This window comes from Luteibacter sp. W1I16, from assembly GCF_050434905.1.
In the GTDB taxonomy this organism is placed as follows: domain Bacteria; phylum Pseudomonadota; class Gammaproteobacteria; order Xanthomonadales; family Rhodanobacteraceae; genus Luteibacter.
In genome coordinates this window covers 2,363,338-2,379,433 of sequence record NZ_JBNDJJ010000001.1, presented here as the reverse complement: position 1 = coordinate 2,379,433, position 16,096 = coordinate 2,363,338, and the positions used below count along the sequence as shown (strand labels likewise).

Annotated in this window: 14 protein-coding genes; 6 read left to right on the top strand and 8 right to left on the bottom strand. The window is 66.7% G+C overall.

Features of this window, described 5'->3' with window-relative positions; genetic code table 11:
* Window positions 1-264: 264 nt before the first annotated feature.
* The 3 genes from QFZ41_RS10515 to QFZ41_RS10505 all read right to left on the bottom strand — a co-directional run bounded on the left by QFZ41_RS10515 (window position 265) and on the right by QFZ41_RS10505 (window position 4,274).
* Window positions 265-1,350 (bottom strand): PepSY-associated TM helix domain-containing protein, encoded by a 1,086-nt coding sequence (locus QFZ41_RS10515; protein WP_429198723.1) that lies wholly within the window; start codon window positions 1,348-1,350, stop codon window positions 265-267.
* A gap of 1 nt (window position 1,351) precedes the next feature.
* Entirely contained in the window at window positions 1,352-3,568 is a 2,217-nt protein-coding gene (locus QFZ41_RS10510) for a TonB-dependent receptor family protein (RefSeq protein ID WP_429198722.1), read from the bottom strand.
* A 67-nt stretch (window positions 3,569-3,635) separates the two neighbouring features.
* Entirely contained in the window at window positions 3,636-4,274 is a 639-nt protein-coding gene (locus tag QFZ41_RS10505) for an HD domain-containing protein (protein ID WP_429198721.1), read from the bottom strand.
* 94 nt (window positions 4,275-4,368) lie between these two features.
* Between QFZ41_RS10505 and QFZ41_RS10500 the strand changes: the two genes are divergently transcribed.
* Both QFZ41_RS10500 and QFZ41_RS10495 read left to right on the top strand, forming a co-directional pair.
* Complete coding sequence (locus QFZ41_RS10500) at window positions 4,369-5,343, top strand: GlxA family transcriptional regulator (RefSeq protein WP_429198720.1); 975 nt, start codon at window positions 4,369-4,371, stop codon at window positions 5,341-5,343.
* Between the two features lie 68 nt (window positions 5,344-5,411).
* A complete protein-coding gene (locus tag QFZ41_RS10495; protein WP_429198719.1) occupies window positions 5,412-5,909 on the top strand; it encodes a hypothetical protein in 498 nt (165 codons plus the stop codon).
* 1 nt (window position 5,910) lies between these two features.
* Here the strand turns inward: QFZ41_RS10495 and QFZ41_RS10490 are convergent, their stop codons facing one another.
* Window positions 5,911-6,531 (bottom strand): response regulator, encoded by a 621-nt coding sequence (locus QFZ41_RS10490; protein WP_429198718.1) that lies wholly within the window; start codon window positions 6,529-6,531, stop codon window positions 5,911-5,913.
* Window positions 6,532-6,635: 104 nt separating this feature from the next.
* Here QFZ41_RS10490 and QFZ41_RS10485 point away from each other — a divergent pair, with 104 nt between their 5' ends.
* The gene (locus QFZ41_RS10485) at window positions 6,636-7,466 is read left to right on the top strand and encodes a DUF72 domain-containing protein (protein ID WP_429198717.1); all 831 of its coding nucleotides are present in this window, start codon (window positions 6,636-6,638) and stop codon (window positions 7,464-7,466) included.
* Window positions 7,467-7,493: 27 nt separating this feature from the next.
* Window positions 7,494-8,141 (top strand): DUF6348 family protein, encoded by a 648-nt coding sequence (locus QFZ41_RS10480; RefSeq protein ID WP_429198716.1) that lies wholly within the window; start codon window positions 7,494-7,496, stop codon window positions 8,139-8,141.
* Here QFZ41_RS10480 and QFZ41_RS10475 read toward each other — a convergent pair.
* Together QFZ41_RS10475 and QFZ41_RS10470 are read right to left on the bottom strand one after the other, a co-directional pair.
* On the bottom strand, window positions 8,116-8,550 hold the full coding sequence (locus QFZ41_RS10475) for a putative toxin-antitoxin system toxin component, PIN family (RefSeq protein ID WP_429198715.1): 435 nt from the start codon (window positions 8,548-8,550) through the stop codon (window positions 8,116-8,118). The genes QFZ41_RS10480 and QFZ41_RS10475 overlap by 26 nt on opposite strands.
* 10 nt (window positions 8,551-8,560) lie before the next feature.
* A complete protein-coding gene (locus QFZ41_RS10470) occupies window positions 8,561-9,568 on the bottom strand; it encodes an LLM class flavin-dependent oxidoreductase (RefSeq protein WP_429198714.1) in 1,008 nt (335 codons plus the stop codon).
* A gap of 196 nt (window positions 9,569-9,764) precedes the next feature.
* On the opposite strand from QFZ41_RS10470, the gene QFZ41_RS10465 reads away from it, so the two are divergent.
* Entirely contained in the window at window positions 9,765-10,466 is a 702-nt protein-coding gene (locus tag QFZ41_RS10465) for a pirin family protein (RefSeq protein ID WP_429198713.1), read from the top strand.
* A 13-nt stretch (window positions 10,467-10,479) separates the two neighbouring features.
* Window positions 10,480-11,928: a nicotinate phosphoribosyltransferase gene (locus tag QFZ41_RS10460; protein WP_429198712.1), complete on the top strand. Its 1,449-nt coding sequence runs from the start codon at window positions 10,480-10,482 to the stop codon at window positions 11,926-11,928.
* Between the two features lie 780 nt (window positions 11,929-12,708).
* On the opposite strand, the gene QFZ41_RS10455 is transcribed toward QFZ41_RS10460, so the two are convergent.
* Both QFZ41_RS10455 and mprF read right to left on the bottom strand, forming a co-directional pair.
* The gene (locus QFZ41_RS10455) at window positions 12,709-13,503 is read right to left on the bottom strand and encodes an AcvB/VirJ family lysyl-phosphatidylglycerol hydrolase (RefSeq protein WP_429198711.1); all 795 of its coding nucleotides are present in this window, start codon (window positions 13,501-13,503) and stop codon (window positions 12,709-12,711) included.
* A gap of 8 nt (window positions 13,504-13,511) precedes the next feature.
* Window positions 13,512-16,091 carry a bifunctional lysylphosphatidylglycerol flippase/synthetase MprF gene (gene mprF, locus QFZ41_RS10450; RefSeq protein WP_429198710.1) on the bottom strand — a complete coding sequence of 860 codons (2,580 nt, stop codon included), beginning with the start codon at window positions 16,089-16,091 and terminating at the stop codon, window positions 13,512-13,514.
* Window positions 16,092-16,096 lie beyond the last annotated feature (5 nt).

Below are 16,096 nucleotides of genomic sequence, written 5' to 3'. Positions count from 1 at the left end.
AGGCAGGATAAAGGGGACCACCAGGCGACAGCGGGTCGATATCGGGGCGAACTGCGGGCGTGTACTCCGCTTTCGCCGCTGAAGCGGCTCCCACAACAGCATCGGGTAGACCAGTCAGGAATACACCTGTGGGATTAGGACTAGGCCTGGTGGGAGCCGACCTTGTCGGCGATCCCGCGGCAGCGGGCAAGGTTGCGGCAAGCACCCCATCGCCGCTGAAGCGGCTCCCACAGGACTGAGCGGGCTTCCATGGAGTGGAGCGTTTCAGGGGGAAGTGGGTCTCCGGCGCGTGCGCGCACGCCAGAAGAGGAATCCGGTCACCAGCAGGAACATCGGAAGCAGGCCGGTGAAGCAGGCGATCACGCGCCAGGCCAGGCCGCCCACGGCCGCCGAATGGATCGGGAACAGGGCATCGGCGAGGCGTCCGCCCGGTCCGAGTTTCGTCGCATCGACACCGCCGATCACCGCCGCCGTGCCGGGATCCATCCACAACGAACTGCGTCCGGCCAGGTTCCACTCGCCGGGGCGGCGGATGCGCAGCACCACGCAGCCATTTTCCCTGGAAGGAAGGGTAAGGCGCGTGAGTTGCGCCTCCGGTGCCGCTGCCTGTGCAGCCTGGAGTACGGCCGCCCAGTCGATCGGCGTCCGAGTGGGCAACAGCCTGGGCGGCTTCGCCGGTGCGGGTTCGCCGAATGCCGCGGTAAGGCCGCTGCGCACGGCGCCGCGATAGGCCATCGTCGTTCCGGTGCCGATCATCACGATCAGCAAGGGCAGCGCGGCGACGCCGACGAAACGGTGAAAGCTCGCCCACCGCAACACCGGCGGATTCGCATGGGGCTTCAGGTGTTTCAGCGCACGCCGGCGCCCGGGCCAGTAAAGCCACACACCGGAAAACAGCATGAACAGTCCCGTGCAGGCGACGACGCCGAGCACGGTCTCGCCCACTTCGCCCGTCAACAGGTGGGTATGCCAGTCGAGCAGGAGAAGCAGCCCGTCTCCGGACTTGTTCCGGCGCAACAGCAGTTGACCCGTGCTCGCGTCGAAATAGCTGCGGTTGCCGCCGCGTTCCTGCGCTTCCCACACCGGCAGTTCCGCGTCGGGTAGCGACAGCCCGCGCAACCCCTTCCCCTCGGGCGACGAGAGGATCGCCTGTAACGACCGGCCTTGTGTCGCGAGATCCGGCAGCGGGCGCGACGCCAGTTCGGGATGCCCGGCGGCGAACAGCGGCTGCTCGAACAACAGCACGCTTCCCGAGAGCGTCACCAGCGCCAGCAGCACCCCGAGGCTGAGCCCGAGCCACAAGTGCAGGGTCTTCAACATGGAGCGAAAACGGCGCGGCGAGGGCGTCATGTCAGAAGTCCACCGATGCCTGCACGAAGTACGTGCGCGGCAGGCCGACGTAGATGCCGTCGTTGTTATCGGTCGATCGCGTGAAGTAGCGCTTGTCCGTGAGGTTCTTCACACCCACGCCCAGACGGAGGTTCGACGCCGATGGGCCGAAGGCGTACTCGGCGCGGGCGTTCCAGGTCGTCCAGCCAGGGATGTCGCCGAGGTCGCCTTCGGGCGAGGGCTCGGTGATGTATTCCGTGGGGTTCGCGGGATCGAAGCTCGGCGAACCCGGCGAATGCTGCTTCGACTGCGCGAACGCGTCGAGATTGAACGTCCACTGCGCGATACCGTAGCGCAGGCCGAGGTTGGCCGTGCGCCGCGAGTAGAACGGCAAGTCGCGACCTTCAAACGAACCGTGCTTGTAGAACGCGTGGGTGTACGTGGCCGTGCCCCATAAGGTGAGACCGTCCAGTACGTCGCTGAAGGCGCCCAGGTCGACATGCGCTGCGGACTCGATACCCTTGTGCGTGGTGGCACCGAGGCTGGTCCAGCCTTCGTACGAGTCCGGCACATTGGGCAGCTTGCCGACCAGTTGCAGTTCGTGGTCGAAGTTGATGCGGAACAACGAGATCTCCCCGCCCCACGCCTTCGTGTCGTAGCGCGTACCGATCTCGTACGTGCGCGCCGTCTCGGGTTTCAGCCCGGCGGCGAACTGGTTGTTCGAATCCTTCTGCCCGATCTGGAAATACTGCAACGAGCCGAACGAGGTTTCCGCGTTCGCGTAGAGCTTCAACGCGTCGCTCAGGTGGTAGATGACGTTGAGCGACGGCAGCGGCTTGGAGTAATCCTTCGTCCGAGCCGTCGGTCCCCTGACCACCACCGTCGCGCTCGGATGCGCCTGCCATTCGCTGTCGATGCGTTCGTAGCGGATGCCCGGCGTGATCGTCCAGTTCCCCGCGTTGATGGTGTCGTCGACATACAGCGCGTGCGCCTCGTTACTGCCGGTGTTGTTACCGGACAGTACATAGGGTCCACCATAGGGGAAGCTGTCGTACGGGGTGTAGGAGAGGTTGGAGATGTAGCGGTTGTTGCGCAGCGTGCGCTCGTGCATCGCCTCGCTGGTGTAGCGGTAGCCGACGCCGATCTCGTGGGTGACCTGGCCCCAGTCGAACAGCTGCGAATAGCGCGGCTCGATGGAGAACACGTGGTAATTGCGCGGATAGGCGATGAGCTGGTGCGTATAGCTGCCGTTCGCGTTCTGGGTGATCGTCTCGATGTGGCTGCCGCGGAAGCTGTCCGAGTAGTACGTCTGCACTTCGAAGCTACGGCGATCGTCGACGTGGCTGTACTTCAACACGTAGTCCGTGCGACGGCCGTGGAAATCGTCGAACGGACGACGGGACTGGAAGGGGTCCGCATCGTAGTCGGCCTGGTTCAGTCCGCCGGGCATGCCGGCCTGGCCATCGTAGTGATGGATGCTGCCGGTGAGCGTGTCCTCGGGGGAGAGGGCGTATTTCGCCTTGAGCATCACGTCGTCGATGCTCTCGTTGTCCTCGTGCTCGCGGAAGCCCGGGCCATGCAGACCGTTGTAGAGCAGGGCGAGGCCGAGCCCGTTGTCCATCGTGCCGCCCACGAAGGCGTTGGTGTTGGTGCGGATGGCGCCGTGCTCGCCGCCCTGCATCTGCACCCCGGCGCTTCCGCCGAAGGTCTGCGGGATGTCGCGTGTCACGAAGTTGATGATGCCGCCGACGTTCTGGGGCCCATAGCGCACCGACCCGCCACCGCGGACCACGTCGACCGCCTGCAGGTTGCCGAGGCCGACGGGTGCCATGGACACCTGGGGCTGGCCGTAGGGCGCCACGGCGATGGGCACCCCGTCGAGCAGGATGGTGGAGCGTGGCGAAAGGCGTGAGGTCAGACCCCGCACGCCCACGTTGAGCGACACGTCGCTACCGCCCGTGCCGTTGCTTTCCTGCACCTGCACGCCGGGAATGCGGCGCAGGGCATCGCGCAGGTTCACGGCGCCGGCTTCGCGCAGTTCCTCGCGGCGTACCACCGTGCGGGCGCCAGGGTGATTCGCCACCGTATTGCTGGCCGCTTCCCCCAGCCAGTTGCCGACCACCTTGACGCCTTCCAGGTCGGTGGACGGCGCAGGAGGCGGGGCTTCCTGGCCTGCCGCCGGATGCGCGGCAACGGCGCTCGCGAGCGCCAGGGCGAGGGTGGTGGGACGGAAACGCATGAGGCGGCCTTGCTAAGAGCGAAAGGCCGCCATCGTAAGTGCGAATGATTATCAGAGCAATCAACGCTTAACTTGGCCAGTGGTTGTGCAGGATGCACTGGACGAAGTCGGTGCGCTGGAATCCTGGCTCCTTGTACGCCATGACGTCGGCCTTGACGTTGCCGAAGGTGGTCTCGGGTTTGGCGCGTATACCGTTGTAGAAGGCGTCCACGATACCGGCCTTGAAGGACGGTCCGCGTGGATGCACTTCGGCGACCTTCTCCCGATCGGCGGCCTGGACGGTTTCGAAGCCCAGCCCGAGCACGTCCATTTCCACGCCGGCCGTGAGCAGGGCGATCTCGGGCTTCATATGCCGCGGGATACCCGGGGTGGTATGGAGGGCGATCGACGCCCAGACCACGTCGATTTCGTCCTGCGCGATGCCCTTGCTCGTCAGGAACGCCCGCGCGGCGTTGGCGCCATCCACCTCGAAACGTTCGGTCTTGCTCGCATAGGCGGGCATGAGGCCCATGTCGTGGAACATCGCGGCGGCATAGAGCAGTTCGGGGTCGTAGGCGATCTCCTTGGCCTTGCCGGTCAGGGCGCCGAACAGGAACACGCGGCGGGAGTGGTGGTAGAGCAGGTCGGTCTCGGTGTCGCGCACCAGATCGGTGATCTCGCGTACCAGGGCGCTGTCGGGGATGGCGATGCCGGCGATGGTGGTCATGGCGGGAAGCCTCATGGAATGGAAAACCATTGCACCGCATGCCGGAACCGTCATGATTTGACGTGATGTGTCAAATTCAGCCATATTGCGCACCATGCGGCCGCCACCCCTGACCATCGCCATTCTCGCGCCGGCCGGCGTGCAGATGCTTGACGTCGCCGGCCCGGCGGATGTCTTCGCGGAAGCCAACCGCCAGGCGGGCCGCGAGGTGTACCGGGTCATCACCGTCGGCATGGCGCCGCTGGCCGTTGCCGCCTCGTCCGGGCTGCACTTCCTGCCCGACCGCAGCGTGCTCGACGACATCGACGACCTGGACACCCTGCTCGTCGCAGGCTCACCCGACCTGCCGCGCGCCGCCGTCGACCTGACGGCGGTGGCATGGATGCGGCGCCACAGCGAGAAGGCTCGCCGCTATGGCTCGATCTGCAGCGGGGCGCTGCTGTTCGCGCGCACCGGTTTGCTCGACGGACGCCGCGTGACGACGCACTGGCGCGTCGCGGACGTGCTGGCCGAGCGGCATCCTTCGCTGAACGTCGAAGCGGATGCCTTCGTGGTTCGCGACGGCCCGGTATGCACGGCGGCCGGTGTAACGGCCGGCATGGATCTCGCGGTGGCCCTGGTCGAGGAAGACCTCGGGCGGGACATCGCCATGGCGGTGGCGGCCGAACTGGTCGTGTTCTACCGGCGGCCGGGCGGGCAGTTGCAATTCAGCCGGCATGGCGACGCGGCACCTGCGGGACGCGGCGCCCTGCAGGAACTGCAACGCTACGTGGTGGCCCATCCCGCCGAAGACCATTCGGTGGCGTCCATGGCGGCGCGCGTCGGCATGAGCGCCCGGCATTTCGCGCGCATCTTCCAGCACGAGGTGGGCATGACGCCGGCCGCCTTCGTCGAGGCGATGCGGGTGGAAGCGGCGCGCCGCCTGCTGGAGCACGGTCATGAAAGCCCGAAGAGGGTTGCCGCGCGCTGCGGCTATGCCGACGTGAACGGATTGCGCCGCGCCTTCATGCGCCGGGTCGGCGTCACCCCCGCCGAATACCGCAAGCGCCACGCGCACGTACGGGCTTGACCCCTCCGTCACACCGGTTCGACCGGTCCGGCGAAACCATGTCGGAAGTCCACCGACGAGGAGCCGCGATGAAAACCCGCCGCGTCTACAGCACCGCCGACCTCGACCACGCCCGTTCGGCCATGCGTGCCGCCCGCGAATCCGGCGTCCCGGACGAGGATCTGTCGTTGATCGCGCGCTCGGACATCGAGTTGGAGGAAATCCCGGAAAACCGCAAGGACGAGCACACCGACTTCAAGCCAGCCGCCGTGCGCGGCCTTGCCGAAGGAGGCGCCACCGGTCTCGTCGCGGGCCTGGTCGGCATGGCCATCCCGCCGCTGGGCGTGACGCTTGCCGGTGCCGTGGCCGTCGGCGCGGCCGGTGCCCTGGTCGGCGCATGGACCAACGCCCTGATGGGTGCCTCGACGCCGGACCCGGTCAGGCGCAAGTTCGAAGGCGAGATCGAGGCGGGCCGCATCCTCGTGGTGGTGGATGGCGACGGCGAGGACGGCGAGCGGGCCGACCGGGCCGTCGTGGCCACGGGCGCGACGCCGCTTCCCTTCGAACAGCCCACGGCGCTTTCCTGACTCAGAGCTCGATGATTCCCCGGCGCAGGGCGATGGCGACGGCATGCGTGCGGTCGTTCGCCTGCAGCTTGGCCAGGATACTCTTCATGTGCGCTTTCACGGTCTCCTCGGCGATACCGAGGGCCCCGGCGACATCCCGGTTGGCTTCGCCACGTGCGACATGGGTGAGCACCTGGGTCTCGCGCGGCGTGAGTTCGTCGTCGTCCGCGTGGCCGGCCATTTCCTGCGCGATTTCCTCGGGTACGCGGCGCTTGCCTTCCATGATCTGGCGGATGGTGACCAGCATGTCCTTGCGCAGTTCGCTCTTCAGCAGGTAGCCCTGCGCGCCGGCGCGAAACGCGCGCAGCGCCTGTACGTCGCCGCGATACGTCGTGAGCACGAGGATGCGGGCGTCGGGAAACTCGGCGCGAATGGCCTCGATGGCGGCGATGCCACCGATACCGGGCATCTGCAGGTCCATCAGCGTGAGGTCCGGGCGGTGCGTGCGATAACGTTCGATGGCTTCCTCGCCCGAACTCGCCTCGGCCACCAGTTCCAGCTCTTCCTGCCCCTCGAGCACGGCGGCGATCCCTTCGCGCAGGAGGGGATGGTCGTCGACTGTCATGATGCGGATGGACGGCATGGTTCGGCTCGCGGGAAACTCGAAGCGGCGAGTATCGCGCAATGCCGCGGCGCACCGCATGTAAAGACGAACCCTCCACTTCATCCTTGCGAGCATCGGTTCCCATGGCGACCCAACGCGCTAGCAGCAAAGCCCCCAGGCGGGGACACATCCGCACCGGCATGGGTGGTTGGACGTTTCCACCCTGGCGCGGCGTGTTCTATCCGGAGGGGCTCGTCCAGAAGCGCGAACTGGAATACGCCAGCCGCCAGGTCCGGTCCATCGAGATCAACGGCACCTACTACCGCTCGCCCGATGCCTCCACCTATGAGAAATGGGCGGCGGAGACCCCGGAAGGTTTCGTGTTTTCGGTGAAGGCGCCACGGCATATCGTGCAGACCAAGGCGCTCGCGTCCACCGGAGAACGGATCGGCCGCTTCCTCGACGGTGCGGTCGCGCTGGGCGATCGCCTCGGGCCCTTGCTCTGGCAGTTCCTGCCCACGCGCAAATTCGATGCCGACGATATCGCCGGGTTCCTCGACCTGTTGCCCGAGAAATACGCTGGCGTGGCCTTGCGCCATGCCGTCGAGGTGCGCCACGACAGCTTCATGGACGAGCGCTGGCTGGAACTCGCCCGCGAGCGGGGCGTGGCGACGGTGTTCACCGATTCGCCGAAATACCCCTCCTTCGCCGACCTGACCGGCCCCTTCGTCTATGCCCGCCTGATGCGCAGCGTGTCGAGCGAAACCCGCGGCTATCGTGCGAAAGACCTGCGCGCCTGGGCCGAACGCGCGACGGCCTGGGCGGAGGGTGCCGACCCGGCGGACCTGCCGCACGTGGCGGCGCCCGCGCCGAAGTCGGGCGCAAGGGATGTCTTCGCTTACTTCATCTCGGCCGCCAAGGAACGGAATCCGGCAGCCGCTGTCGCTCTCGGAGAGCTGACCGGCAGCGCATAATCGCCTCATTTCCCGAACGGACGACCCATGGACCGTCTCATCCAGAACCACCTGATCGACCTTTTCGCCGAACACGGCATCCAACTCGAAGCCGACGAAGACTGGCTGCTCACCGAAGGCGAGGATTTCCCCGCCATTCGCGGCATCTGGCACGAGGGCAAGGACGGTGGCATGGGCCGCCTCGACATCGACATCGTGCTCGACGAGGAGCGCACCATCGAGGAAAGCTTCGGCGGCATCGGCGGTGGCAAGACCGGGTGCCGCGACGCGCTCGATGGTTTCGCTCGTAACGATTTCCACGTCGTGCTGGCCGCGTGCTGGCATACGGTGAATACGAAGAAGCTCGCCATGCGGGAGCTGGTCGCGGGAGTCCACCGGTTCACCGTCTACATCGGCGATTTCACCTTGCGCGGCGAGGAAGACGCGCCGATGGAGATTCCGGAAGACGGCCTTTCGGCCCTGGAAGCGGCTATCGCCACGGCGCCGCTCACCGCCGACGTGCACTGGATCCGCGTGTTCTACGGCAACGTGGGCGACGGCAACTCACAGGTCGAGGTGCTGCTCGACAACGAACCATGGGCGGCAGGCCACAAGGCGATCGCCTCGGTGGACTGGCCGCAACATGAGCGTTACTACAGCCTGCGCAATTTCATCGCGCTGGTGCCGGCGGACTGAGCGGCCAGTCTTCGGGCTTCACGATCGCGAACAGGCCGTCGCGCAAGGCGCGGCGGCCCAGGCGCAGCACCTCCGCATCGCGCGAGAACAGCACCGCGGCACCGGCCGCGGCGGCCAGCTCGAGGAATTTCTGGTCGTCGGGATCGCGGCAGCGTGGCAACGGCGTCCTCGGCACCTCGAACGTCAGCACGGTCACCGCCGCATCGAAGCGGGTGGCCGCGGCCGCGATGGCCGCCTCGTCCAGCTTCAGTGCCGGATAACGCAGCACCGCCAGCCACTCGTCGCGGCAGTCGGCTCGCGTCACCGCCTCGACGTCGCCGGCCGCCAACGCCGCGACAAGCGGCGCCGCGCGCGGGTCCTCGAAGACGAAGGCGTCCAGGCAGACGTTGGTATCGAGGACGACCCGCACGGCGCGACGTTCAGGCCGCCTCGCGGCCGGCCAGCCGCGCGCGTTGCTCGGCGACGATCGAGTACGAGCGTTTGCGCGCCTCGTGGTCGAAGATCTGCGCGGTGATGATCAGTTCGTCGGCACCGGTGCGCTCGATGAACGCGGCCAGGCCGTCGCGCACCGTTTCGGGCGAACCGACCACCGCGCACGACAACGCGTGGTCCACCTGCGCCTTCTCCATCGGCGTCCACACGCCCTCCATCGAATTCACCGGCGGCGGCAACTGGCCCGGTGCGCCACGGCGCAGGTTCCAGAACGCCTGCTGTTGCGAGGTGAACAGGCGGCGCGCTTCCTCGTCGGTGTCGGCGGCGACCACGTTGATGCCGAGCATGGCGTAGGGCTTATCGAGCACGTCGGACGGCCTGAACATCGTGCGATACACCTCCAGCGCCTTCATCATCAGGTCCGGCGCGAAGTGCGAGGCGAAGGCGAACGGCAGGCCAAGTTCCGCGGCGAGGCGAGCGCTGAACAAACTGGAGCCGAGCAGCCAGATCGGCACATTGGTATCCATGCCGGGCACCGCGCGCACCGTCTGCCCCGGCTGCGGCGGCCCGAGGAAGAATTGCAGTTCCTGCACGTCGTCAGGGAAGCGGTCGTCACTGGGGCCGAGCGATCGGCGCAGCGCGCGCGCCGTGCCCTGGTCGGTTCCCGGCGCACGTCCCAGGCCCAGGTCGATACGGCCCGGATACAGCGACGCGAGGGTGCCGAACTGCTCGGCGATCACCAGGGGCGCGTGGTTCGGCAGCATGATGCCGCCGGAGCCGACGCGAATCGTGCTGGTGCCCTCGGCGATGTACCCGATGACCACCGACGTGGCCGCGCTGGCGATGCCCGTCATGTTGTGGTGCTCGGCGAGCCAGTAGCGGTGGAAGCCCAGGGCCTCCGCGTGGCGGGCCAGGTCGCGCGAGTTGCGCAGCGATTCGCCAGGCGTCGATCCGCGGGGGACGGGGGAAAGGTCGAGCACCGAGAACGGGATCATTCGGGAATACCTCGCAAGGGGGAGGCGGCGTGGCACCGCCGATCCGTCCCACATGGGCGCAGGGGTTTCGTTTGCAACCCTGCAAGGCGCTTCCGGGGAAACAATCCGTTCCGGAAAGCGATGCTCCACGGCGGATGGGTCGGAGGAAAATACACCCATCCACTCATCCAGTCCGGTATTCCCGGGGGAGCACGACATGATCGACGTCCGCCGCTTCACCAGTCTTGGCGGTGCCAACCACGGCTGGCTCGACGCCAAGCACCACTTCTCGTTCGCCTCGTACCACGACCCAAAGCGCATGGGCTGGGGCGCGTTGCGGGTCTGGAACGACGACACCATCGCCGCCGGCACGGGCTTCCCGCCGCACCCGCATTCGGACATGGAAATCATCACCTATGTTCGCGAAGGCGCCATCACCCACGAGGACAGCCTGGGCAACAAGGGCCGCACCGAAGCGGGCGACGTGCAGGTGATGAGCGCGGGTACCGGCATCCGCCATGCCGAATACAACGCCGAACCCGATTCCACCCGGATCTTCCAGATCTGGATCATTCCGGACGGTAAGCGCGAAGCACCGGCATGGGGCACACGTCCGTTCCCCAAGGGCGAACGCTCGGGCCGTTTCGTGATCCTGGCCAGCGGCATCGCGGGCGATGAAGACGCGCTGCCGATCCGCACCGACGCCCGCGTGCTGGGCGCCAGCGTGAAGGCCGGCGAGACGGTCGAGTACGCGCTCGCCCCGGGCCGCTATGCCTATATGGTTCCGGCGGCCGGCTCGGTCGAGATCAACGGCATCGCGCTGGATAAGGGCGATGGCGCCGCGATCCGCGATGAAACGGCGTTGCGCATCACCGCCACCAGCGATGCGGAGCTGGTGCTCGTCGACACCGCCGCCTGATGAGGCGAGGGGTATGCTGTGGGTCATGACGACCCACGGCACACCCTATCTCGACAACCCCATCCTCGACACTGACAGCTACAAGGCCAGCCACTGGCTGCAGTACCCGCCAGGCACCGACGCCACGTTCTTTTACGTGGAGTCGCGCGGCGGCACCTATGAAAGCACGGTGTTCTTCGGCCTCCAGGCCGTCCTGAAGGCGCGCCTCGGCCGCGCCGTCACACATGTCAACGTGGACGAGGCGCGCGACTTCTTCGCCGCCCACGGCGAGCCTTTCAACGAGGAAGGCTGGCGCTACATCGTCGATACGCACGGCGGCCGCCTGCCGGTGCGCGTGCGCGCCGTTTGCGAAGGCAGCGTGGTGCCGACGCACCAGGTGCTGGTCACCATCGAATCCACCGACCCGAAGGCCTTCTGGCTGCCGTCCTACCTGGAAACGCTGCTGCTGCGGCTCTGGTACCCGGTGACGGTCGCCACGACCAGTTGGCAGGCACGGCGGACGATCCTGCACTACCTAGAACGCACGTCCGACGACCCGGCCGGCCAGATTCCCTTCAAGCTGCACGACTTCGGCGCCCGCGGCGTATCGAGCGCGGAATCCGCCGGCCTCGGCGGCATGGCCCATCTGGTCAACTTCCTCGGGACCGACACCGTTTCCGGAGTGCTCGCCGCGCGCACCTATTACGGCGAACCCATGGCCGGCTATTCGATTCCCGCCGCCGAACACAGCACGATCACCAGCTGGGGCCGGGAACACGAGGTCGATGCGTATCGCAATATGCTTCGCCGCTTCGCGCGCCCCGGTTCGCTCGTGGCGGTGGTGTCGGACAGCTACGACATCTACCACGCCATCATCGAGCATTGGGGCAAGGCACTGCGCGACGAGGTCATAGCCTCGGGTGCCACCGTGGTCGTGCGGCCGGACTCCGGCGATCCGGTGGAAGTCGTTCATCGTTGCGTGAGCCTGTTGAACGAAGCCTTCGGCAGCACCGTGAACGGCAAGGGTTATCGCGTGCTCAACCATGTCCGCGTGATCCAGGGCGATGGCGTGAATCCGGAGAGCATCCGCGCCATCCTCGAACGCATCACCGCCGCCGGCTACGCCGCCGACAACCTCGCCTTCGGCATGGGCGGCGCGCTCTTGCAGAAACTCACCCGCGACACGCAGAAGTTCGCGCTGAAATGCTCGGCGGCGCGCATCGACGGTACGTGGCGCGATGTATGGAAGGACCCGGTGACCGATCAAGGCAAGCTGTCCAAGCGCGGACGGATGACCCTGCTGCGTCATCGCGAATACGGCAGCTACCGCACCGTGCCACTACCCGGCGATGCCGTGTCGCTGCCGGTCGATGCGATCGAGCCGGGCTGGGAAGAAGTCATGCAGACGGTGTGGGAAAACGGCGAACTGAAACGCGAATGGTCGTTCGCCGAAGTGCGGGAAAAGGCCGCCGCGGGCCGCTGACGGAACACCCCCGATGGGAGGCCCCTGGTGGGAGCCGACCTTGTCGGCGATCCCGCGGCAGCGGGCCAGTTCGAGGCAAGCACCCAATCGCCGACAGGGTCGGCTCCCACCGGGGTCGGCTCCCATAAGGGTCACGGCTCCCATAAGGGTCACGGCTCCTGCCAGAACTCCAAAAAAAACATGGCCCTCACGCTCACGCGGAGGGCCATGGCGACCGTCCCTTGGTCTGGTGGCCGTAGCCACCCCAAACGCGGCCCGGCAAAGCCGGCGCGGCGTTATCGCCGATGAAGGGGGGGATCGATCCTGGCGCTAGGGACGGACGGCATCCTGCCGTCGGATCGGTCATCGGCGATTCGTTTGCCCTGCCCGATGAGCCGGGCGGGGCATGGACCTAATCTTGCGTAGGTCGACCGATGACGGATATAGGAGAATTCTTAAAATTAGTGCCTATTTGCCTTGGCAGGTCTCAGCGAACCCTTACGTTCAGGCTGGGACCCGCGTCTCCCGCCGCTGTTCGTGGCGCGGCCGTTCCGTGCGGGATGAGCGCGGGGGCGGCTTCGGGGCGTTCTGGGGCACGTTCACTCCCCGGCTGGCGAGACTCCGCAAGGCCGCACAGTCGGAGGATCCGTAATCGCGTTTTCCTGGCTCTCGTTGCATGGCCCGTCTCCTGCTTTTCTTTCCGCCCGGACCGACAGGGTGAGCGGAAAAGAGGAAATTTCTGGTGGCGCGGCCGTGAATGTTTCGTGACACGTCTTCACGCCGCCCGGGCCGGAATTTTCGTTAAGGCGGCGTCGAGGCGTCGGGACGGTGCCCGGGCATGCGCTGGATCAGCTCGGTCGCGAGCTTCTCGTAGTCCTCGTCAAAGTGGTGCGAGCCCGGCTTCTTGTACACCGTGACGAAGGCCGGCAGCCGGCGGTCGGTGCAGCCGCTATCGTCCGCGTCTTCGGCACCGTAGTAGCAGGCCATGGGCGGGCGTCCACCCAGGGCGGCGATGGGCGGAATGGCGTCGGTGTGCACCACCGGGTTCAGCCATTGCAGGAAGTTGTGCGTGTGCGTGGTCCACCAGCCCTGCTGCATGTAGCCCTCGAGCTCGATCTCGAAGTTCACGTCGCGACTGGCCGAGAGCAGCACGAGCTGGCTGAGCTTGTCGCGGTTGTCGGCGCGCAGCTTGCCTACGATGGTCGGCAGTACATCGGCACCGAACGAATAGCCGATCAGCAGCACGCGATGCTTGTTCCACTGGCGTGTGTAGCGATCGAGCAGGCCGTCCAGGTCGTGCGCGGATTCTTCCGGCGAACGGTATCGCCAGAAATACTTGAACGTGCTCACGCCTGCGACGGGGATGCCGCGCTGCGTGAACACCGCGCCGAGGCGCTGGTCGAGATCCCACCAGCCGCCGTCACCGGAGTAGATCACCACCAGAAGGTCTTCCTCCCCCGGCGGCGCCGCCTTCAGCGCGGGAAGCTCCACGGTGGATTTTTCCATCGAGGCGCGCGTCCACGGATGCCAGGCGAGCAAGGCCAGCACGAGCAGCGCGGTGATGCCGAGCAGGACGTAACGAAACGTCTTCTTCATGGAGGGTTTCACCGGCGCACGACTCCGCCGAGGCCACCCGAGATCAGGCTCGCGACGTTGGCCAGCGCCAGCGGCAAGGCGATGCCACCGGGAACGGCGATGTAGCGTGGTTCCCACTCAGGGTCGAACTTGTCCTTGTAGCGGTGCAGCCCGCGGAAATTGTAGAAGCGCTCGCCACGGCCGAACACCATGGCGCCGAAGCGGCTCCACAACGGTGCCGTGCGGCGGTTTTGCAGGCCCGATAGCGGGGCCATGCCAAGGTTGAACCAGCGATAGCCCTCGGCTTTCGCCCAGACCATCAGTTCGATGAAAAGGAAATCCATGATGCCGGAGGGGCCTTCGGGCAGGTGGCGCATGAGGTCGACGGAAGCTTCTTCCTTCGTCTCGGTAACGAAAACATTGGCGAAGGCCACCAGCTCGTCACCCTGCCAGACCAAGGCCATGGGGGTGCGCGCGAGGTAGCGTTCGTCGAACAGGCCCAGCGAGAAGCGCTTCTCGCGGACCTTCTTGTCGCGCATCCATGCGTCGGAAACGTGTTTCAGTTTCGGCATCAAAGCCGGAACGGACTCGGCCGGAACGATCTCCATGCGCAAGCCGTCACGGGAAAGCTTGTTCACCGTTCCGCGGAGTGTCTTCTTCGACTTGCCGTCGAGATTGAACGTTTCGAGCCGGACGCGGGCCTCTTCACCGATCTTTAGCAGGTTCATGCCCACGTCGAGGTAGAGGTCTAGGTCCGCCGGACGCACCTGGTAGAAAATCGGCCAGCCACCGGCACGCTCGCAGTTCTCGCGGAACGACCAGACCAGCTCCCGCCGGGCCGCTTCGTCGGTACCCACCGGGTCGCCCATCGCGACCCAGCTGCGCCCCTCGATGTCGTACATGACGAAGGCGCGGTCGGCGGGGGCGAACATCAGCATCTTGTCGCCGACAAGGGCCAGGTGCGCCTGCGCGGAGTCGAACTGCTTCAACAACGGCATCGCGCGGGCGAGGTCAGCCTCTCCCGGATAAGCGCGGCGGGGGCGTGCGGGCCGGATCAGGTTGGCGAGGGCGACCAGCATCACCACGGCCGTCGCCCCCACCAGCGCGCGCAAGGCGCGCGGCGCGCCGCCGTGGTGGAAGCTGAATTCCCACCAGAGGTTGTTGCTGTATTCGACGTGCTTGAAGCTGAAGAACACCAGCCAGGTGGAGCAGGCCAGCACGGCACCGATCGCCAGCACCCAGCCGGGCGAGAAGCTCGCACGGAACAACGACGCGCGCCGGTAGAAATGCCGGTGCGCGGGCGCCAGGGCGAGAGCCAGCAGCGATAGCAGGGTGGCTTCCTCGTAGTCGATGCCCTTGAGCAGCGACAGGATGGCGCCGAGGATGAGCAGGACCAGGGTCAGCACGTAGGCCGCGTCGAGCCGGCGTTGCAGGCCACGCGCCAGGATCAGCAGCAGCATGCCCACGACGCTGGAGAGGAAGTGCGATACCTCCACCAGCGGCAAGGGAACGAAGCCCCGGAGGATCTCCATGCGTCCCGGGATCGCGAGGGTGGCGCCGGAGAACAGCAGCACGGCGCCGCAGACCAGGGTCAGCCCGGCGAAGAACGGCGGCAACAGGCTGCTGAACCACGGCGTGACGAGGGCGGCGTGGCGCAGCGCGCGGACCTCCCGCCAGATGACCATCAGCGTCGCCACGCACAGCGGCAAGAGGTAATACACGAGGCGGAAGGCGGCGAGCGAACCGAGGATGGGCGCTTCGAGGCCGTGGTTGCCGGTGGCACCGAACCCGGCCAGCATCACCGCCTCGAACACGCCGAGGCCGCCCGGCACGTGGCTGATCAACCCCGCCATCTGGGCCACCACGAAGATCGCCAGGAAATGGCCGAAGCCCCCCGTGATCGCCTCGGGCATCAGCACGTAGAGCACGCCGGCGGCGAGGCCCCAGTCCAGGGCGCCGATCAGGATCTGCCGTGCGGCCACGGCAGGCGTCGGCGTGGTCACCGCCCAACGCCACACGCGGACCGGCCGGCGCACCGCCACGGCGATGCCGAACCAGGCCAGCGGCACCAGCGTCAGCACGATCGCCAAAGGGATTCGCAGCCCGGAGAGCGGCACGTCGGGCGGGATCGGCACCAGCAACAAGGTGACGCCGGTGAGCGCGGCCAGGCCCAGCCAGAAGCTCAGGGTCGTGTAGAGCACGACGCGGGCCACCTCGCCCGTGCTGAGGCCGGCCTGCACGTAGAAGCGATAGCGGATGGAGCCGGACACCAGCAGGGACATGCCCAGAGCGTTCGAGAACGCGTAGCTGATGAAGGAGATCAGGCCGACGCGCCGGGCGGGTAGCCGCCGGCCGATGCTGGCCAGGCCGAACCAGTCGTAGAGGGTCATGACGACATAACCCGCGGCGGTCAGCAACATCGCCAGCGCGATGTCGGTGTTGGGCAGCGCGTGCACGTAACCGGCGATCTGCCGGTACGTGACCTCGCTGGCCATGGCGTGCAGGGCCCACAAGGCCAGGCAAAGCAGGATCACGGACAGCACCGGGCCGCCCGCGCGACGCAACAGGGTCACATAGAGTGCGCGCTTGGCCAGAGGCTGGTCGGTCATCGGGA

Excerpts from the sequence above, each read along its gene's own strand:
- QFZ41_RS10485 (WP_429198717.1), top strand. The coding sequence starts at position 6,636 with ATGGCGACCCAACGCGCTAGCAGCAAAGCCCCCAGGCGGGGACACATC.
- QFZ41_RS10515 (WP_429198723.1), bottom strand. The coding sequence starts at position 1,350 with ATGACGCCCTCGCCGCGCCGTTTTCGCTCCATGTTGAAGACCCTGCAC.
- QFZ41_RS10505 (WP_429198721.1), bottom strand. The coding sequence starts at position 4,274 with ATGACCACCATCGCCGGCATCGCCATCCCCGACAGCGCCCTGGTACGC.
- mprF (WP_429198710.1), bottom strand. The coding sequence starts at position 16,091 with ATGACCGACCAGCCTCTGGCCAAGCGCGCACTCTATGTGACCCTGTTG.
- QFZ41_RS10460 (WP_429198712.1), top strand. The coding sequence starts at position 10,480 with ATGCTGTGGGTCATGACGACCCACGGCACACCCTATCTCGACAACCCC.
- QFZ41_RS10495 (WP_429198719.1), top strand. The coding sequence starts at position 5,412 with ATGAAAACCCGCCGCGTCTACAGCACCGCCGACCTCGACCACGCCCGT.
- QFZ41_RS10490 (WP_429198718.1), bottom strand. The coding sequence starts at position 6,531 with ATGCCGTCCATCCGCATCATGACAGTCGACGACCATCCCCTCCTGCGC.
- QFZ41_RS10455 (WP_429198711.1), bottom strand. The coding sequence starts at position 13,503 with ATGAAGAAGACGTTTCGTTACGTCCTGCTCGGCATCACCGCGCTGCTC.
- QFZ41_RS10465 (WP_429198713.1), top strand. The coding sequence starts at position 9,765 with ATGATCGACGTCCGCCGCTTCACCAGTCTTGGCGGTGCCAACCACGGC.
- QFZ41_RS10510 (WP_429198722.1), bottom strand. The coding sequence starts at position 3,568 with ATGCGTTTCCGTCCCACCACCCTCGCCCTGGCGCTCGCGAGCGCCGTT.
- QFZ41_RS10470 (WP_429198714.1), bottom strand. The coding sequence starts at position 9,568 with ATGATCCCGTTCTCGGTGCTCGACCTTTCCCCCGTCCCCCGCGGATCG.
- QFZ41_RS10500 (WP_429198720.1), top strand. The coding sequence starts at position 4,369 with ATGCGGCCGCCACCCCTGACCATCGCCATTCTCGCGCCGGCCGGCGTG.
- QFZ41_RS10480 (WP_429198716.1), top strand. The coding sequence starts at position 7,494 with ATGGACCGTCTCATCCAGAACCACCTGATCGACCTTTTCGCCGAACAC.